Source organism: Tepidibacter aestuarii (assembly GCF_934924865.1).
In the GTDB taxonomy this organism is placed as follows: domain Bacteria; phylum Bacillota; class Clostridia; order Peptostreptococcales; family Peptostreptococcaceae; genus Tepidibacter_A; species Tepidibacter_A aestuarii.
Window position 1 is genome coordinate 2,931,181 of sequence record NZ_OW235315.1, and the last position, 25,254, is coordinate 2,956,434.

21 protein-coding genes and 1 pseudogene are annotated in these 25,254 nt (G+C 31.9%); 8 read left to right on the forward strand and 14 right to left on the reverse strand.

Annotated elements, in window-relative coordinates:
- Positions 1 to 17: 17 nt before the first annotated feature.
- Positions 18 to 995 carry a YiiG family protein gene (locus M2214_RS14315; RefSeq protein ID WP_248480157.1) on the reverse strand — a complete coding sequence of 326 codons (978 nt, stop codon included), beginning with the start codon at positions 993 to 995 and terminating at the stop codon, positions 18 to 20.
- Between the two features lie 233 nt (positions 996 to 1,228).
- On the opposite strand from M2214_RS14315, the gene M2214_RS14320 reads away from it, so the two are divergent.
- Positions 1,229 to 1,621 (forward strand): (deoxy)nucleoside triphosphate pyrophosphohydrolase, encoded by a 393-nt coding sequence (locus tag M2214_RS14320; RefSeq protein ID WP_248480159.1) that lies wholly within the window; start codon positions 1,229 to 1,231, stop codon positions 1,619 to 1,621.
- A 311-nt stretch (positions 1,622 to 1,932) separates the two neighbouring features.
- On the opposite strand, the gene M2214_RS14325 is transcribed toward M2214_RS14320, so the two are convergent.
- The gene (locus M2214_RS14325; RefSeq protein ID WP_248480161.1) at positions 1,933 to 2,217 is read right to left on the reverse strand and encodes a hypothetical protein; all 285 of its coding nucleotides are present in this window, start codon (positions 2,215 to 2,217) and stop codon (positions 1,933 to 1,935) included.
- A 273-nt stretch (positions 2,218 to 2,490) separates the two neighbouring features.
- Between M2214_RS14325 and M2214_RS14330 the strand changes: the two genes are divergently transcribed.
- Positions 2,491 to 3,030 carry a cupin domain-containing protein gene (locus M2214_RS14330; RefSeq protein ID WP_248480163.1) on the forward strand — a complete coding sequence of 180 codons (540 nt, stop codon included), beginning with the start codon at positions 2,491 to 2,493 and terminating at the stop codon, positions 3,028 to 3,030.
- Positions 3,031 to 3,334: 304 nt separating this feature from the next.
- Here the strand turns inward: M2214_RS14330 and M2214_RS14335 are convergent, their stop codons facing one another.
- From M2214_RS14335 to M2214_RS14345, 3 genes are all read right to left on the reverse strand, one after another.
- Positions 3,335 to 3,769 (reverse strand): N-acetyltransferase, encoded by a 435-nt coding sequence (locus M2214_RS14335; protein ID WP_248480165.1) that lies wholly within the window; start codon positions 3,767 to 3,769, stop codon positions 3,335 to 3,337.
- 40 nt (positions 3,770 to 3,809) lie between these two features.
- A complete protein-coding gene (locus tag M2214_RS14340; RefSeq protein ID WP_248480167.1) occupies positions 3,810 to 4,538 on the reverse strand; it encodes an MBL fold metallo-hydrolase in 729 nt (242 codons plus the stop codon).
- Between the two features lie 185 nt (positions 4,539 to 4,723).
- Positions 4,724 to 4,996: a CD3324 family protein gene (locus M2214_RS14345; protein ID WP_248480173.1), complete on the reverse strand. Its 273-nt coding sequence runs from the start codon at positions 4,994 to 4,996 to the stop codon at positions 4,724 to 4,726.
- Positions 4,997 to 5,387: 391 nt separating this feature from the next.
- Between M2214_RS14345 and M2214_RS14350 the strand changes: the two genes are divergently transcribed.
- Complete coding sequence (locus tag M2214_RS14350) at positions 5,388 to 5,942, forward strand: cupin domain-containing protein (protein WP_248480175.1); 555 nt, start codon at positions 5,388 to 5,390, stop codon at positions 5,940 to 5,942.
- A gap of 237 nt (positions 5,943 to 6,179) precedes the next feature.
- On the forward strand, positions 6,180 to 6,863 hold the full coding sequence (locus tag M2214_RS14355; protein WP_248480178.1) for a YetF domain-containing protein: 684 nt from the start codon (positions 6,180 to 6,182) through the stop codon (positions 6,861 to 6,863).
- A gap of 428 nt (positions 6,864 to 7,291) precedes the next feature.
- Here M2214_RS14355 and M2214_RS14360 read toward each other — a convergent pair whose 3' ends face one another.
- The 4 genes from M2214_RS14360 to M2214_RS18460 all read right to left on the reverse strand — a co-directional run bounded on the left by M2214_RS14360 (position 7,292) and on the right by M2214_RS18460 (position 14,617).
- The gene (locus tag M2214_RS14360; protein ID WP_248480180.1) at positions 7,292 to 7,456 is read right to left on the reverse strand and encodes a hypothetical protein; all 165 of its coding nucleotides are present in this window, start codon (positions 7,454 to 7,456) and stop codon (positions 7,292 to 7,294) included.
- A gap of 6 nt (positions 7,457 to 7,462) precedes the next feature.
- Positions 7,463 to 11,011: a hypothetical protein gene (locus M2214_RS14365; RefSeq protein WP_248480182.1), complete on the reverse strand. Its 3,549-nt coding sequence runs from the start codon at positions 11,009 to 11,011 to the stop codon at positions 7,463 to 7,465.
- Between the two features lie 47 nt (positions 11,012 to 11,058).
- Positions 11,059 to 13,704, reverse strand: coding sequence for a hypothetical protein (locus tag M2214_RS14370; protein ID WP_248480184.1), 2,646 nt, complete (start codon positions 13,702 to 13,704; stop codon positions 11,059 to 11,061).
- A 685-nt stretch (positions 13,705 to 14,389) separates the two neighbouring features.
- Complete coding sequence (locus M2214_RS18460) at positions 14,390 to 14,617, reverse strand: DUF4368 domain-containing protein (RefSeq protein ID WP_408648294.1); 228 nt, start codon at positions 14,615 to 14,617, stop codon at positions 14,390 to 14,392.
- 261 nt (positions 14,618 to 14,878) lie between these two features.
- Between M2214_RS18460 and M2214_RS14375 the strand changes: the two genes are divergently transcribed.
- A complete protein-coding gene (locus M2214_RS14375) occupies positions 14,879 to 15,502 on the forward strand; it encodes a hemopexin repeat-containing protein (RefSeq protein ID WP_248480192.1) in 624 nt (207 codons plus the stop codon).
- A 351-nt stretch (positions 15,503 to 15,853) separates the two neighbouring features.
- Here M2214_RS14375 and M2214_RS14380 read toward each other — a convergent pair whose 3' ends face one another.
- The 5 genes from M2214_RS14380 to M2214_RS14400 form a co-directional block, all read right to left on the reverse strand.
- Positions 15,854 to 16,264, reverse strand: coding sequence for a hypothetical protein (locus M2214_RS14380; protein WP_248480194.1), 411 nt, complete (start codon positions 16,262 to 16,264; stop codon positions 15,854 to 15,856).
- A 194-nt stretch (positions 16,265 to 16,458) separates the two neighbouring features.
- The gene (locus M2214_RS14385; RefSeq protein ID WP_248480204.1) at positions 16,459 to 17,163 is read right to left on the reverse strand and encodes an endonuclease V; all 705 of its coding nucleotides are present in this window, start codon (positions 17,161 to 17,163) and stop codon (positions 16,459 to 16,461) included.
- Positions 17,164 to 17,281: 118 nt separating this feature from the next.
- The gene (locus tag M2214_RS14390) at positions 17,282 to 17,689 is read right to left on the reverse strand and encodes a toxin-antitoxin system YwqK family antitoxin (RefSeq protein ID WP_248480207.1); all 408 of its coding nucleotides are present in this window, start codon (positions 17,687 to 17,689) and stop codon (positions 17,282 to 17,284) included.
- A gap of 574 nt (positions 17,690 to 18,263) precedes the next feature.
- Positions 18,264 to 19,772 carry a DUF5050 domain-containing protein gene (locus M2214_RS14395; protein ID WP_248480209.1) on the reverse strand — a complete coding sequence of 503 codons (1,509 nt, stop codon included), beginning with the start codon at positions 19,770 to 19,772 and terminating at the stop codon, positions 18,264 to 18,266.
- Positions 19,773 to 20,815: 1,043 nt separating this feature from the next.
- The gene (locus M2214_RS14400) at positions 20,816 to 21,133 is read right to left on the reverse strand and encodes a hypothetical protein (protein WP_248480211.1); all 318 of its coding nucleotides are present in this window, start codon (positions 21,131 to 21,133) and stop codon (positions 20,816 to 20,818) included.
- 458 nt (positions 21,134 to 21,591) lie between these two features.
- Between M2214_RS14400 and M2214_RS14405 the strand changes: the two genes are divergently transcribed.
- The 3 genes and pseudogenes from M2214_RS14405 to M2214_RS14415 all read left to right on the forward strand — a co-directional run bounded on the left by M2214_RS14405 (position 21,592) and on the right by M2214_RS14415 (position 25,176).
- Complete coding sequence (locus tag M2214_RS14405; protein ID WP_248480213.1) at positions 21,592 to 22,260, forward strand: hypothetical protein; 669 nt, start codon at positions 21,592 to 21,594, stop codon at positions 22,258 to 22,260.
- Between the two features lie 731 nt (positions 22,261 to 22,991).
- The gene (locus M2214_RS14410; RefSeq protein WP_248480215.1) at positions 22,992 to 23,600 is read left to right on the forward strand and encodes a hypothetical protein; all 609 of its coding nucleotides are present in this window, start codon (positions 22,992 to 22,994) and stop codon (positions 23,598 to 23,600) included.
- A 403-nt stretch (positions 23,601 to 24,003) separates the two neighbouring features.
- Positions 24,004 to 25,176 (forward strand): annotated as a pseudogene (locus tag M2214_RS14415) (tyrosine-type recombinase/integrase).
- The last annotated feature ends 78 nt before the right edge of the window (positions 25,177 to 25,254 follow it).

A 25,254-nucleotide genomic window follows, 5' to 3' on the forward strand; every position in this document is an offset into this window, starting at 1 on the left:
CTAGTTTAACGGTTCGATTAATTCATATTATTATATGAATCAATCATGCTAGAAACTTTTCTACTGAAATATTCTAACGGAGCATTTTGTCCTCCAGTTGTTACTTTTCCTTTTGTATCACTATTTATACTTGTATCCTTAGTCTCTAAAATTTGCATAATATCTGTAGCTGTAACCTTCATTCTTTCAACATCACCCTTAAAGCTTCCTACAAATGCATTACCTTCTAAACCTTCTTTTTTTAATCTTTCATCATCCTTTGAATATTCCATAAACTTATTAATATCTTCTGTTAATAAATCATATTTTTCTTTATATTTATTAACATCATAGTCTAATATATTACTATCATTAACCCCAGTATCATAGAATGATCTTTCTATATCTTGCGCTCTCATTACAATACTCATAGCATAATGTCTTATCATATAATCACTTTTCTTTAGATCTTCTAAATCTTCTTGCTTCTTTTGCTGGGTTATAACATCAAAGTCAGAAAAAAACTTTTCAGCCAAAATAACATATTCGTTATACTGGGAATATAATCTTTTATGTAATTCTTTACCCTTTGCAAAATCATCATCTACAAAAGATTTTGTATTGTAATAGTTTTCTATTTCATTTAAAGTATCCATCAATTCTTTAAGTTTTGGACACAAAGCCTTCATAGAATCATCTGCTGCCCCAAAAGAAGGTTTCTTAGAAGCATATTCAAGTGATTTTTCTACATCATCCTTATGTCCTTGCAAAATAGGGAATGTTTGAAAACTATCGAAATCTTTATCAATTGCAATTTCCTCTTTAATTCCAAATTCTTTGAAATAAATAGTTACAGCTTCATGTAACCATCCATTCATATAATTACTTAAAGTTATGTAGGCATTGTACTTTTCAGTATCGATTTTTGAATTAGAATTTTCAGAAATACTACAAGCACTCAAAAGAGCACACATAAGTACACAAATTAAAACATATGATACATTTTTTTTCAACATAATATTGCCTCCCTAATATTTAAATAGCATAAACAACAAACAATTACTCATTGTCTCTTAATCCTATTGGTGTTTCAATTTTTTGTTCAATTTTACATCATTTTACATATTAATTCATAATCTCCTGTATCTCAATAGGTCTTATTTCCTGTTTTTGTAAATTATATAATATTAATATAAGTATTCTTTATATTTAATATCATTTATGCTAATCTTATTTAGAGGTGAATAATATGAAAGAACAAGTTAAAGTTGTAGCTGCAATAATAGAGAACTGTAATAAGGAAATCTTATGTGCTTTAAGATCTCCTAAAATGACTTCACCAAATTGTTGGGAATTTCCCGGTGGAAAAGTAGAACCAAATGAAGACCTAAAGAGTGCTATAGAAAGAGAAATAAAAGAAGAGCTAAATTGTACTGTTGAAGCTTTAGATATATTTAATGATACTACTCATGAATATGATACATTCATAATAAACCTTATTTGTATAAAGTGTAATATAAAACAGGGTATTCCTACAGCTAGTGAGCATTCAAAGCTTATATGGTTAAAGCGAGAAAATTTAACTTCTTTAAATTGGGCTCCTGCTGATATTCCTGCAGTTAAGAAATTAATTAAAGAGTAAAATTTTGAAGGATATTATAGATCAATATCAAAGTATTGTATTTATCTGAATTTTTTATCCTCAATAATCATCAATCTTGTAAACAATATAATGAAAGTAATTAATCAAGTATCTACTCATAATTATTTTAATATTCATGTAAAAATCAAATCTAACAAGGTACTCAATTCGATGAAAAAAACATCGATGTATTTTTAGATATTCTAGCTGAAAATAAAATTTCATCTTAATAAACCCATATAAAAAACTTCTTATTAGGAAATCTAATAAGAAGTTCTTACATTTATATATTTTATTTAAAAATTCTCTAACTATGCTATAGAAGTTAAATCTAGTTCAACACTATTGTCTTCTCTAAAAATTAAAAATGCTATTAATTCTTCAGTACACTCAGCTTTATAACGTTTCATAATTCTATTATCCTGTGATATATACATACCTTCTTGCAAAAACTTGAATCGTTCATTTTCGTCCGAATAAATAATCATATTTTCAAAATCAAATAATTTTATTATTTCTTTAATTTTCAAATTATATTTTTTTATATACTCATTGGTTTGTTCATTTTTTTCTATAATATCTAAATTAATGTTCACTATACTTCCCCCTTTTAATCAATTAACTATTTAAAATCTACTATAGAAATATTATTGACATTATTTAGGTTGTAATATACTTAAATATTTATTATAAAACTACAAAAATAAAAAATAAAATAATGTAAAATTCATCACCCTATATCTCTATTAAATATAAAGTTTAATTTAAGTATTATGACCTCAGGAACATAGACTTTCTGTGAATACAAGCACATTCTCTGATCATATATCATATGATAGTTCTGTAAGTCTTTAAAAGGAGTGAGCAATATGTATAATTTTTATAAACCATATATATATCCTTACTATATTAACACACCAATGTATAACTTACACAATATGTATAAGTATCCATATCCTTGCTGGTTCAATGCACCAATGTATAAGAAACAGTTTATTAAATTGAAAGATTACGGACCAGAACCATTTGTAGTTAATATTGATGAGGCTACCAAGCAAAACAATACTTATCGTACTGCTTTATGGACAGGAGAGAACTTGCAAGTTACGTTGATGAGCATCGATGTTGGGGATGACATAGGTTTAGAAGTTCATCCTACAGTTGATCAATTCATACGTATTGAGGAAGGTCAAGGACTTGTTAAAATGGGTAACAAAAAAGATAAGCTGGATTATCAAGAAAAGGTATCTGATGACTTTGCAATTATGGTACCTGCTGGTAAATGGCACAATGTAATCAATACAGGTAATAAACCACTTAAATTGTACGCTATCTATGCCCCACCTGAGCATCCACGAGGTACGATTCATGAAACTAAAGCAGATGCACAAGTTGATGAAGAGGACTAAGGACATTAATACCAAAAGGTTAATTTCTTAAAAAATTTTAATATAATATAAATAAAAAATGCTTAGCTATACCGACACTAAGCATTTTTTATTTCCTATACTTCCTTAGGCCTTATATTTCCCTTACCTACCAGACGTTTTACTATTACTAACTGTTACTTGTCCATTAACTATTTAAATTGGTTCAACCTTTACAGAATATGTGTAGCAACCCAACTTATATTTCATACATTCAAAAGCAACCCCTATTCAATTTCTCCATTTTTAACAAAAACTACATTTATATTAATAATATAACTAAAGATTATTCTTTTTTTATCCATGACATTATGTATTCCATAAATCCAGAATCTTCATTCTGTTGCTCTTTTTTTACTACAAAACCACAATGTTTATAAAAATTAACTGAAGATATATTTTCAGTATAAACTGCTAATTCTAAACTTGAATATAAAGATTTACAATAATTTAGTAGTTTTCTCCCTATACCTTGTCCCTGATAATCTTCTAAAACAAATAATCCACCAATAAATGAATTGTCTATAATACTTATAAAACCTTTAACTATATTCTCTTCTTTGTAAACAAAAGTTGCAGAAATAGGAATATATTCTTCTTTAACAAGGTTATAATTTTTAATCCAATACTGTTCTGGTATGAACCTATGAGCAGTAATATTGGTCTTTAACCAAATATCCATAATTTCTTCAATTTCAAACGCTTCTAATTGTTTAATCATATTTTTGCCCCCTTTTTTATTTCATAAACTATATATAAAATTAATCTGAAATAATGTTCTCTAATGATTCTTTAATATTTTTTGTATATAAACCGCCATGGTAACATATGATTCTATCTATTTCATAATTTAATAACTTCTTTATAGAATTTTTTGCATTAACCATATCTAAAGTATATTGTGGATATGGTATCATCAATTTATCATTTTCTACTACTAATGCATCTCCTGAAATCAATGTTTTACTATTTTTCAAATAAATCGAAATATGACCTGGCATATGCCCTGGAGTAGCAATTATTTCTATACCTTCACACCAAGAAAATGAATCATTATCTTTTAAGCATATATCCACCTGAACATTTTCTATTGTTTCAATAAAACGCTGAAACTCCTTTGCACTTTCCTTTTCATCCTCTGGAATTTTATCATATATAGACTCTGCTTGCTGTAATCTTAAAGATTTTTCCTTACCACTAATATATTTTTCATCATCAATTGATGAGAGAACCTTAACATGTGGATACTCTCTTTTAAACTCTGCCAAAGCCCCCATATGGTCAAAATCATGATGTGTTATAATTATTTTTGTCAATTTACTAATATCAATTCCATTTTCTTTAGACGCATTTTTTATTAAAGGTAAAAAATTAGGGTATCCACAATCAATTAAAATAACTTCATTTTCATCACTTAATATAACCGGATAAATAATATTTTTGTCACCATTAAAATCAAATTTTATTTTTAAAACCGTTAATTTATTCATTAGTTTACTCCTCCGTAATTTATTTTCATGATCTAATTTATTCATAAATATATTAACCTTACTTTCTATAATTACTCAAGTTCATAAACGATTCTGTATCAAAATTGTTCATATTTATCTGTAAAATCTCAACAAAAAAATCGGTATTAAATTATCTGAATTGATAATAAATACCGATTTTTTATTTATATATCCTTTTGTTGCCTAATTATTCTTCTTATACTATGTTCAGAAAGATAATACTTCTTCGCAAGTCTTTTAATAGACATTCCTTCATTATATTTATTAAAAATTTCTCTGTTTCTTTTTTTTAAAATGTCTTTTGTAGCAGTATTTTCTCCCCAAACTTTTTTGTTATCATATTTTATTGGTATATATAAATATCCACCCTCTATATATTCTTGAATCAGTTGAACAATATATTCTGGCAGTATATTTTGTGCATTTTCATATTTCATATCTTTTGCTCCTATCTACTTTGATATTCGTAAATAATGAAGCAAAGACCACACAAAATGACATTGCCTAAATTAGTCTACTAAATTAGGCCCTGAACAAATCATTGTTGTGTTTATTCTGTGTAATCTTTGCACAGAGCCAAAGTAGGCAGTATATTTTATCATATAATCCATTTATTTTTCCCTCCATTTCTGTATTAATCATTTATTATTTTAAATTTTATCATAACATTAGTACTACATATCTATATTAATATTCTTTGTATTCTATTTTCAATAAAACTCTATAAATTTATATACACTATTTCAATTTATTTTTATTCTAAAAAACAGTTCTTTAATATCGAAGCACCTTCTCTAAACATAGAGCATATAATAATTTTATGAATCTATGAAAGGAGTGAACAATATGTATAAACCATATCCATGCCCTTATTACGTTAACACACCAATGTATAACCTATATAATATGTATAAGTATCAATACCCTTACTGGTTTAACACACCAATGTATAACTCATACTATTCAAAACAGTTTACTAAATTGAAGGACTATGGACCAGAACCATTTGTAGTTAATATCAATGAGGCTACTAAACAAAACGATACTTATCGTACAGCTTTATGGACAGGAGAGAACTTGCAAGTCACATTGATGAGCATCGATGTTGATGATGACATAGGTTTAGAAGTTCATCCAACAGTTGATCAATTCATACGTATTGAAGAAGGTAAGGGACTTGTTCAAATGGGGGACACAAAAGATAAGTTGGATTATCAAGAAAAAGTTTATGATGACTTTGCGATTATGATACCTGCTGGTAAGTGGCACAATGTAATCAATACAGGTAATAAACCACTTAAATTGTACGCTATCTATGCACCACCTGAACATCCACATGGTACAGTTCATGAAACTAAAGCAGATGCAGAAACTGCTGAATAGAACTACAATTATTAATATCAAAAGGTTAATTTCTCAAATAAAGGATGCTTAGTGCTACCAACACTAAGCATCCTTTATTTATATTACTTTTTTATTGACTATTTATATTTAATATTTTTTGAATACAGAAATTTATTAAAGTATATAATATAAAAAGTTAAAAACAAAGAAATCAATAAATAATCAAAACTCACTTATTATCACCTTTTGAATATATAATATTGGAGGCGTTTTATATTGTTTAATCCTTTAACCATAGTATTACGAGTGTTTTTAGCTCTAATATTTCTTTTTATCGCCACTAAATTATTAACTAAAAGAAGTTTAGCTAACCTAACTTATTTTGACTATGTTGCTACTACTGTACTTGGAACAATAGCTGGTAATCTAGCTTTTAATATTAAAATAAATATTTCAATATTTATTCTTTCTATGACTCTAATAACGTTAATTATTATGTTAATCTCTTATGTCTCTTTAAAATATAGTCCACTTCGTAAATTTGTTGCTGGAGAACCTACAATATTAATACGAAATGGAAAAATTCTAGAATATAATTTATCTAAGTTAAGCTATTCCTATAACTACTTAAATCAACAACTTAGACAAGAGGGTGTATTTGATATTAACAAAGTAGAATTTGCCATACTTGAGCCTAGTGGAGAGTTAAGTATAAAGCTAAAATCTCAAAATAGTCCGTTAACTCCACAAGACCTTAATTTATCAACCGAATATGAAGGTCTTGCTACTGAAATAATTTTAGATGGTAAGATATTAGAGAATAATCTTCAAAAAAATAACTTTAGCAAAAAATGGCTATACCAAGAATTAAATAAGAAAGGAATTAAAAATATAAATGAAATCTCTTTTGCAGCGTTGTCCTCTAATGGCAATCTATATGTTGACCTTTACCGTGATTAATATGTTGTACACTAAAATTATCTAAAATAATTTTTATATCTATAGAATATAAAAGGCACCTAATCTTGAAGTGCACCCCAAAAGTTATATACAAAATCTAACTTTTAGGATGCACTTTACTTGGATAGATGTTCTTTTATAATACTTAAATATTTACTTTTTCTCTATCAACGCCACACACTCGACATGCGCCGTATTGAGTCCGTTGATAATCGGCGATTATTACAGTGAATACAAGCAATTGTAGTACGATATTAATATTTAGTTTTATAATGTAAGGAACCCTAGTTTATTTTAAAAACTTAAGTACGTGGTCAATTTGTTATCCCCATTAAAACTACAATTTCTATTTTTGTTTATAATAAAGACCGCTTTGTGACGATCTAAGTTGTTCAACAATCGTACCCGATTGCTGAACAAGAAAAATCCTATACTTTCAGTACAGGATTTTGATCAAATTTTTTTACAAACAGTTGAACTTTTATAAAAACAGTGCAACTTTCTTTCAAAGCTACACCTATATTTTCAAATGTCCACTCTAGTCTGGTTACAGCCTTTAACAGATATACGAACAAAACATGGAAATCTTCCAATATTTATTAGGTTCCTGGAAGAATCACTACATCGCTGTACACTGTTCGGTCTAGATCACTTCCCCCTGGCACTGTCCATTCATCAGCATACAACTCTTTCTCCTGAATTCGGATACGTAAAGGACCTTTTATACCTTGAGGAATCTTAATTTTAATTTTATCATGCGGTGGAGGTAATTCAGGTATATAGCTACTATATCTTTGATTGGCAATCCCAACCCAGGCTGGAACTGCTGGCCGAGCATACAAAAGTTCAGTGGAATCAATGGAATCAATGAGGGTAAGATCAAGGTTATCAGCATCTGGTACATGCCGAATTGACGGTGGAGTAACAAGTTGTTCTAGCTGCGCTATCCACTCATTTAAGCGGTACGGACCTACTCCTTTAAGCGTGACACACACTTTATCTTCTTCCCGCCATACGCGAAGCGTTCGTTCAGGAAGTAGCTGAATCATATCAGTCATTACCACTGTTGAGACCTCTAGTCCTTGGATACTTTCAGGCTGATAGCGAGCTACGGCAAGTCGGACAAACGGCATATACGCTTCGGATACCAGGTTTGGAATAGCGATATCTACAAAACATCTCCCATCTTGAAACCATGGCTCATGTGGAACAGCAATGGCTTCATATCCTGCTTCCTTAAGATAGACTTCCCGTGGTGTACCTGACGCAAATGTGAAATCGGTTGCTTTTGGCCACCGCTCTGGACCTAATCCTGCTCTTGTCATATCGCTTCCAGCCTGAGTAACAAACGGCCACATTTCTTCCTTCGGTGATTGTTGGTCCTTAGCTACAAGCACGGCCAATTTTTCACCCTCGCCAGTTTTATACCATGGGCCCTTGAGTTCAATTCTTAAGATACCACCAAGGCGCTTTCGCGTTTTGATAATGTTTGGTCCTTCCTCGTAATCCTCTTGCCATACAAAGGCAGGGCGTGTTGCCAATATAACTGGCGGTGATGGACGAGCTGAATTTGGGATAGAAATAGGAAGTTCTGTTTGAGCGACGTAAGCTTCTTCATCTTGTTCTTTAAAGAACTGTTTAAATCGGCTGACTGCATTCAGTGTGTATGTGATTTTACGGTGACGTGTATCGCCGAACTCATGTAGAATGCCTTCTTTTATTCTATCCTCGCCACGATTGATGGTAAAAGATTGCACGGGTACATTCACCTCAACGTGGTTGGTTGGTTCCGTCCATTTCGCAGTAATCTCTAGCTTAGCCGTACTCTTTGAATCAACACCAAGGTCTATTGGATCTAAAATTGCAAACGTCTGACCTTCAAGTCGATTAGAGGAGCGGATCCGCGGCTTTCTTTCACCTTCAGGAAAGCTAAATGAACCAGGTTTTCTGAGCGGTCGTCGTACTGCATGAGTAAGTGTCACTGTCTGGGCTGGTGTGACCAATGGGTGTCGACCTTGTTTTACTGCGGCTCCTCTATCATCTTCTGTATCAATTGAAGGAAGATGATCGAAAATGGCAAAATGATCAAAAAAATCTCCTTTTAGAAACGAAGAAAGCTCTAAAGTCACTTCCTCAGCTTTGGCTAATCGAACAATAAGTCTATCTCCGATTCCTGGTTTTGAACTCTCTTCCCATTCAAAGATGTTGGAGTCTTCATTAGCTCTTTCTTTTAGGACAATCTCCATTGGCCTGAAATCTGGCCACTTGCTCCAGTACCTTTTCTCCATTCTTGTTACATTTGGACCACCAGGTTTACTGCGGGGGAACACACATATACCTGCAGCAGCCACGTCAGGAAGCAATATTTCATCTAGATGTATCGGTGCGTTTAGGTTTTGATTGACAAGAGCATTCTTTAACAGCTCTTGGATTTGTTCTAGAGTCATTAAGTCCAGAGCCTTATGCTGCTCAGATAGAGTCAGCGATGTTTTTGGAGCGTACAATAATCGCTCTGCGTTTGTATTGAATTCTGAGACGTCTACTTCAGAATCGCTGCGGATGACTAATTGATTAATTGCTTCCCCAGGACTTAACTTATTCGGTTCCAAATTGGTCGGTTTCAAATTGGGTGGAAGCGCCAATTCAGGTGATAAAACAGGTTCGTATCGTCGGTAATAGACAATATCGGTAAAATGGCGATTTACTGTTTGTTCATCTTCTTTGATCCCACCTCCGGCTATATCAGCCACCCTTGCACGTAACTGATACCCAGTTGCAAATCGGAGACGCGGAAGCGTCCCCTCTGGTACAGAGAAGTCCCAATCAAATCTGAAAGGCATATCAGGACATAGTCGATTATCTGACAAGTCAGTTCTCGGTTGGGGTACAGCAAAGCTCCATCCTCGCCAACAGGCAATGACTTCATCAGCGCGAAGAGTTCTATTACCATAGAGAATGGCTGCATGGGCCTTTGTATGTCCTTCCTCTGGAACACCTTTTACTATTTCTTTTTCGTTAACTTCGTAATCTGCCTTACGCTTATGCAATGATTTCCACTTATTACTGCCCTCTTCCCTAATATCAATTCGATATCCCAGTACCAGGTCGTCAGCATAGAAAACGTTATCACTCATAGAATTTCGAGCGTTAACATTCGCAGATCGGCGTCGGTCGGCAAAATCATCCTGACGACCGCATCTTATCAACATAAGCCCAGCCGTCCTTAAAGCTGGCATCATGAAGGATTTAGTATCTGTTTGTCCTCCTTCACTGTCTGTGGAATCAGCCAAGGACTTAGCAGCATCTCGAAGCTTTTTAGCTGCGTTGTCGACGTCAATGGTTACGACCTTCCAACGTGAATTGTCTACAGAGACCAATCCAGCATCAATGTTTGGAGGTAATCCTGCATCAATGTTAGGATTTGATCCAGGCATGAAATCTTTGTCGTACCTAGTCCATGGCGACACGATTTTCGGTAAAGATTCAGGCGCGTCTGGCCAACAAACGCGTACGATGCCCGAGGTATAATCGGTCGGAAGTTTCGAAAATGGAATCCTTAATTCAATAATAAGACCAAGTGCTTTAAGAACGTTCGGATGCTCTCTAAGCATGGCTATCGTTTGATGAAAATCTGGTAACTTTGTACATTGTTCCTCTTCATCTATATTAGGTGGTGGCGTTGGAATAATCAACTCCTCCCCACTCCATCGTGTTTTTAACTCATTGCAAACAACCTTATCTAAATTAAGTCGGTCGTCACCATAGTTCAACCTTAAAGGAGTCTTGGACACTCTATCAAAGGTATTATAGACCTCTTCGGCCTTTGTAGATGTACTTTCAACCACAACTTCATTGTCAGATCTCTGGCGCCTGCCTGAGGGTGACACGATTGTGTTGGGACCGAAAAAAGCTTCCCAAACATCGGATTCAGCTTGAATAAGAGGAGGAACCTGTATTTTGTGAATTTCTCCATTAATAACTTCAGCAAACTCCACATTCAAAGTGGCCCTCGCAAGATTTGGCGGTGGCCAGTGCTTCATTCCGTCATTTACTAAAGAGCTTCCCTCAAGCCTCGGTGCAATAAGTACACGTAAAACAACTTCGTTTTTCTTTCCTCCCGGAACTGAGATCCATACCAATTCACTCATTTTCAATACACTCCTTCAATATTAAACACTTTTTTCATTGGCTCTTCTTATACCGGCTCAAATGCTTTATAGTAATTCATGAAGTCCTTCAGTCTGTTGTCGATTTCTTCAGTAGACAGTGGTAACATTCTCCGTCTATTTCTTTTATCAGACCCAATCAACTCCCATTTCCCACTGTCGATTGTCACGGATTCAGAAAATAGTGTAAGATCTACTTCAATGACTAACTTCGCACTCCCATATAAGCTGTTCCGCTTTTCATCATAATTAAGCTTTACAGTAAGTTCTATTGAAACTGACACAAGGCCAAGTACTTCGATGCTGCCACCAAGTCGAATGGAGGCGTCTAGTTCAATGTTATTGCCGGTGGTTAGAAATCGTACTCCCCCAAGGGCATGTACTTCTGCGCTTGCAACGATGAAGTCGATAGCGACCATTGCTCCAAACTCCATTGAAGCTTCCAACCGACGAAGCTTGTCCCCTCCAAATTCTACTTCTATGTGTCCACCACCCCCGAACATCATTACACTTAGATTAAACGGGTTGTCTCGTCTACCAAAAGCGAGTGTCATGGTGACTGGATTTGAGCTGAATGGTACGTTGATTCCGAAGTAAACAGCTGCATTTCGTAACAAGAACATACCGGCATTAACACTTGGAAGGCCAAACGAGTAACTTGCGTTGATTCCTTCCGCAGTAGGGATAACTGTGGGTTTATTGCTGGGCAATAGCTCTAACATGCAATCTAAAAGGCCCTTTAACAAATTCAACTCACGGTCGAATTTTATCCCTGGATCAGTTATTTCCAAATCAGGAGCACAATTAGGTTTCTGTGTGAATGCTAATGAGCCAAACTTTAGAGAAACTAGGTTAAGTGGGAGAACGAATGTAAAGTTTTTCACCTCACAAAAAACTTCCGAGCGTTCAACTTTGAGCGTTGCACTTGTTGTTTCATCTGTTTTAAAAGGACCAAAGTCCTTGAGAATTAGGTTCGACCATTCCATCGTCGCTCCAAGGGGATTTCCTGGCTCTTGGATAATCTTTGGAGGATCTACCTGTTTGATTAATGATTCAAGTGGCAAACCAAGCAGTGTCGCTCCGGAGTATATCTCTGATAGCGGAAGATTGTCATACACTGGAATGGGCCCGCTGGTCCGTGAGATCTTATTTGCACTAAATCTAGGAGCCAATAATCCTCCCGAACAATTCGGACGATCAGTGAAATCAATATGAATTTTATCAATTTTATTGAATGGCTCAAAAGCCAAATCCTCATTAACTCCATCTAAAAACGTTTGGGTGAACTTTAGTGATATTGGACTAATAAATTTGTGTGGCTGTAATTCTCGTAAAGCAGGAAGTTCAACTGTAAACCGTTCCACCTTAGGTATTAGCTTGCCGGCATGTAGATCTATATCCATACAAAGTTCTTGCACTTCGTAAATGTCTTGAACGTTCCCAGATCGTCGATTATCTCGAATCATATCAATTGGAACACCGGGAAGATCAATGGTTCTGTATCTATCCCACAGATCTTTGGCCTGTTGTAATTTTGCTGACAAATCCCCTCTTACGAAAACTAATGGGACATTGAAAAAAACGTCACCATTGGAGCCCGTCAAGCGTATCGGAAAATACAATGGCTTACATCCAACAGCATGTGGAATGAATAAATCTCCTCCAGCACACGGATCAATCTGGAAGCTATTTGAGAGAATTTCAATTTTATCGAACGGAAATTCACGTGTTAATATAGGATCGTCAACTGCTCCTCGGACGGGCTCGGTAATCACAAGCCTTCCATTATAAACAAGACCAGTATCAGTTCCTTGGGATGGATTCTCATTGATAAAGTCACGTTCAATAAAAGTTTCCACTCGCGCTTTGTGCCCGAAGGGAAATAGCACTCCCGTCGCCAATGTACGTACCTTTTGATCCCTGCCTAGTACAACCTCGTGATCCCACTCAAAATCAGGCCATTTCACAGTGGCTGAAAGCGTCCCACCTAGTGTACTAAGTTCAAGTCGTTTCGAATATGGAAGTTTATGTGGATAACGTAAGCTGTTTGTTACAATCTTCTCCCTGTCCACTTGGGGAAGAGGTGTGTAACCATGGTTGTAGTGATCCACCATGTCACCTGGTATGGATTTAAGTGGTAAAAGCGAGAGAGCCGCATCCTCTTTATCTCCATCACTTGCCCTAAGCCGTGTATGCCATAGCCCTGTCACCCCCTTGCTTGACTTCACTGGGAGTACGGGGTGTTCAGACACAACAATACCATTGCCAGACTTTGTCACTGGCCTCACAATAAGCTTCCATGGTAGCTCTATAGCTGTTTCTTGCAGTACCATTGGTGGATAAATGACCTCCAGGTCTGTCAGCGCCCCTAAAATCCCTTGTACGGTGAGCTCAATGTAGGTACGGGCAGGTACTGCAAACTTGACTCTGCTTATACCTGATCGTTGTTTCGGAATATAGGTCCAAGGATTCAGAGGCCACCTACCTCGAGGCCAAACCTGTTCCTCAATGACCTGCGGAGGGAAACTAAGAGTGAACTCAGCATCTTCATTAGCATACAGCATTGGTATATCTCCATAATACATGTCGTCCTGCATATATAGCTCAAAACCATCCCCCCAGTTCACACCAATGTGGACCATGTCTTCTCGTCGAACAATCAATAATTTCGTCATGACTTTCACCTCCGTTTAATTTAAATAAATTTTCAAGATATACCTTCATACCTCTGACTATTATCTTCGAATTACAGTTCAGGTGGCATCTTTATACGTTTCTTTGGTAACCTCTCTAGTCACTCCTTTTTTTGTATGAACATAAAATCGAGTTAATAAATAAGCGGTGCTAAATTATAAATCTGGTTGTTTTTTTAATTGGTAGGTCTGATTTACAGACAACAAATTAATGTTATTATGGTCGCTATTAAAAAGAAATATACCCGGATATATGTTTTTAGAGTCTTTAATATAAGCTTTCCATTCTTTCTTTTAATAGCTGTTTTTTTATAAAAAAAACCTCACATGTAGTATGTAAGGAGATTGTCCCATGGGCTATTTACAAATTGTAGGTAGGGAATATTTAACACTTACGAAGTGGGAGACTTCTTTCGGATGAAAGTTAAATTTATAAGAAGGGCGGTGTTTCCTCATGTCTGCTAAAAGAAGCGTCAGTGAGGAAGAGATTATGAAAGCAAAGGGAAACTGATTTTGAAAATAAAAAAATTAATGTTGTCCAGTTTTTAATTTACGATGATGAGGGATTCCGTTTTGGAGACTTAAAAACCGTTTCATCAAAACGGCAAATTTCCATAGATGATCATTTAATATTAGAATTAAGGCGTTTTAAAGCATAACATCAAGGTTAATAAAGTGACACTCTCCACATGTGTCGACTACTGATGACTACTTTATTCGACAAAAAAGGGTTAGAAAAACGATAATGGATAATAATATCCTTGTTTTCCTTCACCTCGATCTTATGAATAAGCTTATGAAGTAACTCTGGTGTAATATCTTTTATATCTATAATCTTTTTTAGTTCGTTTTGGACTTTTTGAAGCATCTTTGTATTTTCCGTGTAACGCTTCAATATATCTTTCTTTTGAAGTGTTTCTGATTGAAGTTTTTTAATTTCGTTTCTATTTTCATTGACCGCATCATCATATTCAACTTTGTCTATAACTTCATAATAGGTAGTATGCTTGCTTTTTCCATCACAAAGGTCATAACGTTCCTGATTGGTTATATTAGCATGAAAATTTTTTATATGGACATAATATTATCGATCTACAGATATACTTCTCACTATATCCCGACTAAATAAATTTAAGTGAAAGGAGCACTGTGTGACATGGCTATTATAAAATCTGCAATTTTATGGCCTGATGGGAAGATTTACTTTTTTGATGGCTCAGGTCAGTATTATGAATATGACATTCAAAGCGAGACATTTAATCCCAAAGCGAAATCTGTTCAAACAGATTGGCCCGGGTTAGGAGGATTATTGTTCTCGGGTGCCATTGTCTGGCCAAAACCTCCAAACCAGAAAGCATATTTTTTTGAACGCGATCGATTTTATACTTATAAAATTGGATCTGGTGTTGACGGGTATTCAAAACCAACAAATTTAAATTTTAGAGGAATATTATCAGGACCATATTCTGATTACCGTATCGATGCCGGGGTGTTATGGCCAAACGGATTTGTATACTTTTTCCAACATGATCGCTATTATAAATATGATATTAATCAAAATAAGGTCGTAAGCGGTTATCCGCTTTTTATACAAGATTATTGGCCAGGCCTGTGGACAACAGGACAGGATATAACAGCTGGTTTTGTTTGGCCTAAGTTAGTAAATGGAAGACAAAAGGCCTATTTCTTTACTACAACCTCATATTTTCAATACGACATTCTTGACGACAAGGTTGATGACAATTACCCAAAACAGGCTGCTGGAAAGTGGGTCCCATAATCGGGCGCGATTGTGGAATAAATAATAAATAAAGCCCCTTGATTTAAAGGGGGCTTATACTCACTGCTACATTCTTTATTTATCTTTCCTTACAAGTAGTGAACAGCTCTCCACGTGCATAGTTTGTTTAAACTTAATATTTTATAATGCTTGAATATATCTTAAAATATTTTATAATATAGTACAATCGTTGGAATATAAAGTATTAAACACCTGTTTATGATTTTAGATATCTCAACTCAATATATTATATTTTACACATGGGTGGCAAGTGGGTGGCATTTTTAATCTTGCCACCCATATTATTTTAAAAGAAATATATAGGAAATTTATTTTTAACACTATAAAATTCTAATTTTCTAAATCTATAGTTTCCTTATATCTACTCTGTTTTAAATATACAAGCCTATCTTGAATGCAGGTACTAAATAATGTTATCAAAAGGATGATTATTAATATGACAAAAGGAGCGAATACTGAAAACATCAAGAATAATGAATTAATAACCCAATATAGTCTGCTTCCACAATCTAGCTTAATTTCTTCTCCTTCTCTTAATTGAACATCTATTTTCTTACTCTTGCTCCAATCTATTTTCAATTGTATGCAATAATTTCCTGGTGTTACTTCTAAAACTTTTTCTTCTCCATTAGATATGGTGTCAACTATTTTACCATCAACTATTATTTTAAATTTCCTCAACCCATTTGTATATTGAGATGTTCTAACTATATGTATTTTAGAAAAATTCGAATGTCCCATAGAATATCCCCCTATATTATATAATCTATAAATACTAATACCTAAATTGAGATTGATCATCTTATCAACATTATGTTCTTTAATAAAAACTATTTTCTCTGTCTCTTCTTTACTCCTCAAGTTTATCAATCATTTCTATTTCATACTGTGTAGTCTCATCTTTCTTCTTTATTATATTTTGTGTTAATCATAGGTTAATTTAAAGTTTCTCTCAATACATGTGTTTCTAAGTCTGCTAGCCTAACTGGTATTGGCAGTCTACTATCTTTATTTACCAACTCCATTACAATTTTATTACTTGTTTCTAAGTCAATGTAATTTCCACAAGAAATAAATATAGGTTTTACATCTTTTCTTGTTCTTACTACTCTACCGTATACTTCCTCATTTATTAAAATATCCTTATAAGATCCTTTTTCATTTTCAGGCATTATATAATCTACTCCATCTATTTTTAAATAAGATTTAGCTACTCCTATAGTAGGCTTATTTAAAAATAATGATGCATGTGTTGCTATACCCATATGATTATAGTGAAGATATCCATTACCATCAAATAAAAATACATCTGGTTCCAAATTTAATTTTTCAGCAGCTTCTATTATTAAAGGAATTTCTCTAAAAGCCAAAAATCCTGCAATATAGGGAACTGTTATCTTTCCATGGCTATAAACTTTCTCTATAACCTCTTTAGTCTTATAATTTAAAACTATAATGCTACAAGCTCCATATGTTTCTCCATCTTTTTCCCAGTAAGCTAAGTCTACCCCTGCGCAAATATTTATTCCATTTTCTTCAATTCTATTTTTTAGTTCAATTTTGCCCTTTAAGTCATTTTGTATTTTAACAAAATCATGTTCATCATTATAATTAAATCTATGTATATACTCTATTTTCATATTTTTATCTCCTTCAAGTACTATTTATTTAAAAGCTAACTAAATTATTATTCTAATTTATTTGTTCCTTATTTTCACCTTTGCACCACGCTCTAAACTTCAATAGTGTTTTATAATCTCATTTTTGATTATCAGGATCAAATTTTCTACTTTTAACAAGATTACCCTTTCCATTCCATTCTTTATAGTCAAGCTCAATTCCTAACTCATAATTAGCAATTGATTTTATTAAACCATTTTGATGCCAATAAGTTTTACTTCCATTATTTACTCCTCTTTTTGATTCATATTCACACATAAGTTCTCCTGTAGTATACCATTCTCTACATATGCCATTATTAAATCCATTTTCATATGGTGTCAAACTTCGTAATTGTCCTTCTGGATATAACTCATACCTCAGTCCAGTAAATGGCTTCTCTTTATAAAAAAGCATATCACCACAATAAATGTATTCTAAAAGTTCTACATTTATTGCATACTTAAATAAATCAACATTTGCACCTCTATTTTTACAGCTGCCCATTATAAACTACTCTCCTTTGACATTACTTTATATCTTAATATATATTCCTTATTAATATTTCTAACCCTTAGACTCTATATGCTCTTCCTTTTTCCATAAATCACAATAAACATATCTTTAGATATTAACCTTAGGTTTGAAACATATTAGTATTATTCATTATTTATCGAAAAAATATATCCTTATTTTACCATAAATTCTATGCTCCATGGCTTAAATAAAATATAAACAGCTCTTTTTAACTACTCAATATTTATTTATAAAAAATACAAGAGTAAAGGATTCTCACTCTTGTATTTTTTGATTTTTATTTAAATATGTAATCCAAATGATAAAAAGGACTAAAAGAAAACTTAGTATTTTATAATCTAGCGTATCCGTTGATATGTCAGATATTGAATAACTATGTATGCTTTTATATAGCTTAACTTAATATATTATATTTTACACATGGGTAGCAATTTTAATTTTGCCACCAATAAGGATCAGAATAGAAGGGGTAAATAAAAGAGCTCATTCTTACAAGTTATTAGGATAATTGAAATAGCTCCTAGGACATCTAGGAGCTATTTGCTTAAAAACCAATTTCTTGTACGTTTGAACCATCAAGCTTTACACGATGAAATACAGAGTAAATATTTGAACCATCTATTCTATGCATTACTTCATAGTATATCCAATTCTCTGCTACATCTTCGAGTCTATTTATTCCTTCTACTAATAAAGTCTTTTCTGTTCCATCCTTCTTTATTTTATAAATATCGCCTCCATCAACCCACTTGTTGACATCAGGGTGCTGTGTATAGTAAACCCAATCTCCTGATACTCTTATATCAAATGCAGCAGATTTGGCAAGTACAGTCTTTTCTGTTCCATCTAACTTTATTTTGCATATGTCCCCATAGTCGTGATTAGGAGAAATCTCAATAAAATATATCCATTCTCCATCTATCCTAAATTCCCTGGCATTAACCTCTGTAAGTGCATTTACATCAGTTCCATCAGTCTTCATTCTATATATCTTCGAATTATTATAAATATCATCTATATAATAAATCCATTCACCTACTACAGTAACATCTTTACTACTTCTGTTATTAATCTTAGTTCTCTGTGTTCCGTCTTTTTTGACTTTATATACTTTATTATCATCACTCGAATTCTTATAGTAAATCCAATCTCCTGCTAAGTTAATATCATATGATTTATCTGTAACTATCTTTGTCTTATCTGTTCCATCAGTTTTTATTCGTGTTAAATGTCCTTCTATTCCATCTTTTAAATAGATATAGTCACCCTCTAAAACAATGTCGTAGCTCCATTGTTGATTCAATACTTTTTTATTTGAACCATCTTCTTTCATTTTATACAAATGAAATGTGAACTTATCTAGTGTTACATAATAAATCCAATCTCCATTCTGAACTACATGTCTACCTACCTTTATTTGATTTGTTCTATTATTAGGCTTGCTAATATTTAAATCACTTGGATTTTCGATTTCACTACCTTGTCCAGTAAACAAATCAATAATTTCATCAATAAGCACTTTATCTTTGGTATTATCTAAAATCTTATCTACATCACTGATTATAATTAATCCTCTATCATAAAATAATTGTTTTCCTAAAGCATCTGACAATGCTCTTAATGGAATAAAAGTTCTACCATTAATAGATTGCGCTGCCACTTCTAGTTCGTGATTATTTCCGTTGATGTTTATGGATTTATTTCCAAGTTTTAGTTTAATTACTTTATCATTAGAAGTAACTGTGATAGTAGAAGTATTTCCATCCCAATCTACTTTTGCACCCAAAGCTTCAGAAATAAATCTTACTGGCACCAAAGTTCTACTATTAATTATAATCGGTTTTACTTCTAAATTCGTAGAATCAACACTTGAATATTGTCCGTTTACTATTGATTTAGAACTTCCCACAAATAATACTATCGCATTCTTCAGTTTTTCCTCTGCACCTGATGATAGCTTTACTGATTCAGCGTTAGCATCAATCACTGGTACAAATGATACTAATATTGCTAGTAATAGCATAAAAGCTAGGTTTTGTTTTAAATTCTTCATCCTATTGTCCTCCCTTTATAGATTAATCCTAATTTAGTATAAGTATGATCTCAATTTAACGCCATCAAACCATGCTTATATTAAACTATACTCACATTTCCATTAGTTAAATTTTACAACATTCTACATTTTTGGTAAAGACACCATATAATGTAGGTATTCATTATATATACAATATGTGGTATATTCCCTATGAAAACTCTTATTATTTATACTATATTTTTAAAAAGTCTATTATTAACTTTTTTCATTCACTGAAATATTTAATATTATCCTTTTTAAAGCAATATTATATAAACCATACATATATTTTTTCATGCTTTAATGCAACCTTTTTATTTTGTATGCATACTTTGTGTGCACCCTTTTTATCAAAGCTATCTTATTCAAACATATTGCAAATGCTTTATTTAATTCCCTACGTATTTGAGTTTGAGTTGTTTTTTAATTAAGTTCGTTTGTTTTGTATTTAGTATAACTTTATTTTGGAGTACTCCTTTTAAAATTCATCTATATCATTGAGATTTCAATGTTTTATCTATATTTTTTATTTGAGTTGTTTTGAAGTACTCCATTAGCACTTTAAATTTACTCCATTCAAATCTATTGCAAACACTATATTTAAACCAATTTGGACTATTTTATATTTGAGTTTGTTTTGTAACGGTATATAAAGATTTAAGGGAGCGTTGCAAATAATAACTATTCTATAAACCTATTGAAAACACTGTACTTTAATCAATCTCAAACGTTACATATTAGAGTTGGTTTTTTTCGGAGTACTCCATTGAGTTAAAAGAGCGTTGCAAAATAAGATTAGATAATAGAGCTATTGAAAATTCTACATTCAAACCTATTAAGCCAACTATATCTTTGAGTTGTTTGTTTTGGAACGTTCCATAAATCAAAAGGAACGTTCCCTATTTTTCATGTGGAACGCTCCTTTTAACTACTATCTTAATTTTTAAGATTAATTATTGAATTATTTATCTTTTATTTAGTGTTCATCAGTATAATCAACTAATCTAGTAAAACACATTATATTACTCTTCACTATTAATACCTATTTTTAAAACAAAGTCTTCAAATTCCTTTAATATTTCTTGTAGGGTATGTTCATCTACTCCATAGTTTATACTTTCATTTCCTTCTAGATATATACCATTAATTCTAGACTTTAGACTATTCTTTATTGAATTAATAAATGGATTAAAATCTAGTTCCCCAGTTGGTTTATTATACGGAAAGTCTCGACCTATATCACCCGGAACTACATCTCCTGATTTTTGAATTAAACATAATTCTTTGTCTATAAGCATCATAGCTTTTCCTATAGTATTCTTAAATTTTCTTTCATTCAATGGAGAATATCTGGATTCTGTTTACCTAGAATCTAAATTTTATAAAATACGTGTTTTAAAACAATAAAAACAATTCCAAATAAACAACATTCATAGATGTCTACGCTGTTTATTTAAGCTATACTTTATAAAACAAAACTAAAAAAGACAAGGTTACTTTTTAGAATAGAACAGCGATTATATATATGAAAAGGTAGAACACAGGTATATAAACTACAAAATCTAAAACCATACTTTACATTGATAAAAAAAGTATGTTATTGTAATTTCTGGGATTATTCTGTGGTAGCTATAATACACGGCAACTCAATCACATTTTTTAACAACAATTATCTAAATATATTGTAATTACTATGTTTTTGTTTTGATAAATTCAGGTTTGTACGTGGCTAAAACTACCCTAGAATTAAACTAAATAAAAATTACGCCTATGGCTGTGATTAAGGGGGAACATTCTAATGAAAAAAATATCGAGAGTATTATTAGCTTTTGCAGTAATGATTATTATGACCTCTAATCAATTGTGTTTTGCAGCAGATGAAACTGTATTTACTGATTCTGAAGTAAATGCTATAGCAGATAAGTTTAATGTCGAAGTACTGGATTCTAAGGATTTAGACTTAGATAGCTTGAAAAGTAACGAACATGTAGTGAACGTAAAAAACTTAGAAGAGTTAAATGATGTTTTATCTCAAGATGATTTTAAATATGAGGAAATTCAAAATGAAGATAGAAATGTTTATCTTGAAGATATGAAAATAAGAAATAAAAGAAGTTCTTCTTCAACAAAATCAATAACATTGAATGAATATATAAATCAAGCAGATGAACTTGTTTTAAAAGCTTCAGTAAGAGCAAAATATTCTACATCAGGTAACCAAAAAAAATGGGTTTCTGTTGATAGTTATTCTTTAAAGGAGCACTCAAATAAACAATGGTTAGTACTATCTAAAGTAAAAAGAGTATCAGCTAATATAAGCAGTTCAAGTAAAATAAAGTTTAGTTACAAATGTCAATTAGACCAATATTTAATTATACCTATTCCAGGTGTTGATAAGGTGATAAAGAAAAAAGTAGGATCTCAAGATGTAAGTGGTAATGTTTATTTCTATACTTCAAGCATATGATTGGATTTAAATTTTATGAATAAAGACATATTAAATATAGGTATTTTCTGTTTTGGAATGATATTGTTTTTTCCTTTAATTAATAGGTTTATTAGAAGGATAATATCTGTAATGAAAAACAAAAAATAAAATATAAGTAGGAAAATTTTCCTACTTATATTTTATTTTTTGACATGTTATAGACTAGGGGTACGGCGACTATATATGCTGAATAGGGTCACTTAATAAATACTGTAAAAAGAGCACGGTTTTATCTTAATGCTACTATAGTAAATATTAGTGTCTTAAAGCTAAATTGCTCTTTAAAAATAGTCCTAAAATCAAAACGCATAAATATAAAATGATAAATGAGTTATAGATCTGTAATTAAGTTGTTTTTTTAATATCTACTTTGCGTCTGGTGACACGGTTGCTGGTACTACCCCTTATATGACAAGCCATATTAAAAGGTTTGGTGAATATATTATAGATTTAGATGAAATTCCTGAGCCTATAAATAGATTTGATATTGAGGAAATAATTAGAACCGGTGACTAAGTAAAATAGTACATCTTGGTAATTGTTTTTATACATTTCTATTGCTAAAAATATGATATGTAAATTTTTTTCATGACCTAATTTATTGACTATATATGAGCATGATAACATTTCTTTTTATTACGTCGTAAGGTAAAATTAAAACAAATAGTAATATATAGTGTATTGGTTAGGATATTAAAGGGAGTGATGAAATGAAAAAAAAGCCAATAATTTTTATCGTATTTATATTAATTATTTTTACATATGGATATGAGAAAAATAAAGAAAATGTAACTTCAATTGAGCAACTTACATATACAGATAGAGAAAATCTTTTACTAAAATCAGAAGGAGTAGACCATAGTTATATTTTTAAGATTAATAATTTAGAACCTAGTTCAACGTATCAATTTGAATGTTGGTCAGAGTATTATAAAAATGGACAACTTGATAATAAACTGGAAATTTTAGAACAACCTCAAACTTTTGTAATAGGTCAGAAAAGCTCCGATGGATATATTTTGTTAAATATACAGGAACATTCAAATGCATTAAACTGTATTTTAAGTGGAGATAATCATAACAATTTTATCATAATAAGCGGATATAAAAATGAAAGTTTTAAGTTTAAAGGAGTAATAACTGCCTTAAAAGAAATGAAAATTTCACAAAATAATGAGATATTGCTTTTAGCATCTGCAAATGGTAAAAATGCTTCATTCGGTATTCCAATTAATCAGCAAAAGAAATTAATTCAAGATGACATAAAAAAGAATGATGAAGTATATTTAATAAAATGCAAGTTAACAAAAATTCACTAGGTAAAGCAGCATATAATAAAGCATGATAATCTCCCCAGAAGAGAACATTATTTATATAACCAACTTGTTATACAATAGTAGAGAAGTATGTAAAGTCGTTATAATTAGCGTTTTTTTTCGACTGTGTATCATTAAAGGGTTTATTCTAAATAGAATTTGCATTTAAAAATAATAAAACCGATAACTATGTAATTTTTCACCATAAAGTTACCGGTTTTTACACGTATCTCGGTGTCCCCCCCTAAACTTTAATAAATTTTTTATATCTATTTCTATTGAGTAATATTTTATGATTTAGTATATTATAGATATAGAAACTAAAATATAATAATTAAAGAGCAGAAAAAACTGCTCTTTTTTTAGAAGGTTTCACAGAACATACATTCGGGAGGAGGATTAAAACATGCAAGGCGGTGTAAGAAAAAGGGGCAATACCTGGTACTATTATTTCGAAGCTGGCAAAGTTGATGGTAAAAGAAAAAAGATTGAAAGAAAAGGAGGTAAAACCAAGAAAGAAGCTCTTGAAGCTCTAAGAAAAGCTTTAGATGAATTTGATAAATGCGGTTCTACAGTTGATGAAAGTAATATAAGTGTAGCTGATTATTTTGACTATTGGTTCAATGAATATGTTCTAATAAACTGTAAGTATAATACTCAACAAGGATATAAAACTATTATAGAAAGACATATTAAACCTACATTAGGATTTTATAAACTAAAAACTTTAACCCCTGCTATGCTGCAAGAATTTCTAAATAAAAAATATAGAAATGGATTCACAAAAAATACACTTAAAGGTTTCTATGGTGTCTTCTCTGGAGCTTTGAAAATGGCTGTATATCCATATCAATTTATCAAACAAAATCCGATGCAATACACTTCTATGCCTAAATATGATACTAGAAAAACTGATAAAGATAATTTAAAGGTTATAACTTTAAATGACTTTGATAAGATCATAGATAGATTTCCTTTTAAAAGTAACTTCTATATTCCTTTACAAATTTCTTTTAATACTGGGATGAGAGCTTCAGAGGTATGTGGTCTTACTTGGGATTGTATAGATCTTGAAGAAGGTAAAATCAAAGTTGAAAAAATCATCCTTAAAAAAGGTATGGAATGGTGTTAAACAGTTAGTTCTCAAAGAGAAATAATAATTGAAAAGACATTAATTGATATTCTTAAAAAATATAAAAAGCATCAATTAGAAAATAGGCTTAAATATGGCCAATACTATAGTAGTAATTTATATAATTTTGAAGAAGCTAAAAAACAGTATAATAGTACTGATTTAGTTTGTACTAAGGAAAATGGAGAGTTAATATCTACTGATAGCTTAAAATATTTAAGCAGAGTTGTAAATTATGAGCTTGGTATTAATTTTAATTTCCATTCTTTAAGACATACTCATGCTACTATACTTTTAGAAGCTGGAGCAAATATAAAAGATATTCAAACTAGATTAGGTCACAGTAAGTTATCAACAACTATGGACACTTATTCACATGTTACAAGCAAAATGAATGAAGATAGTGTAATTAAATTTGAGCAATCTTTAAAGTCTAAAGTAAAGTAATTTGCCACCGAGCGAAAACCGACGGTGGCAAATGGGTGGCAAATCATTAAATTTTCAATATCAAAATGGCTCAACGCC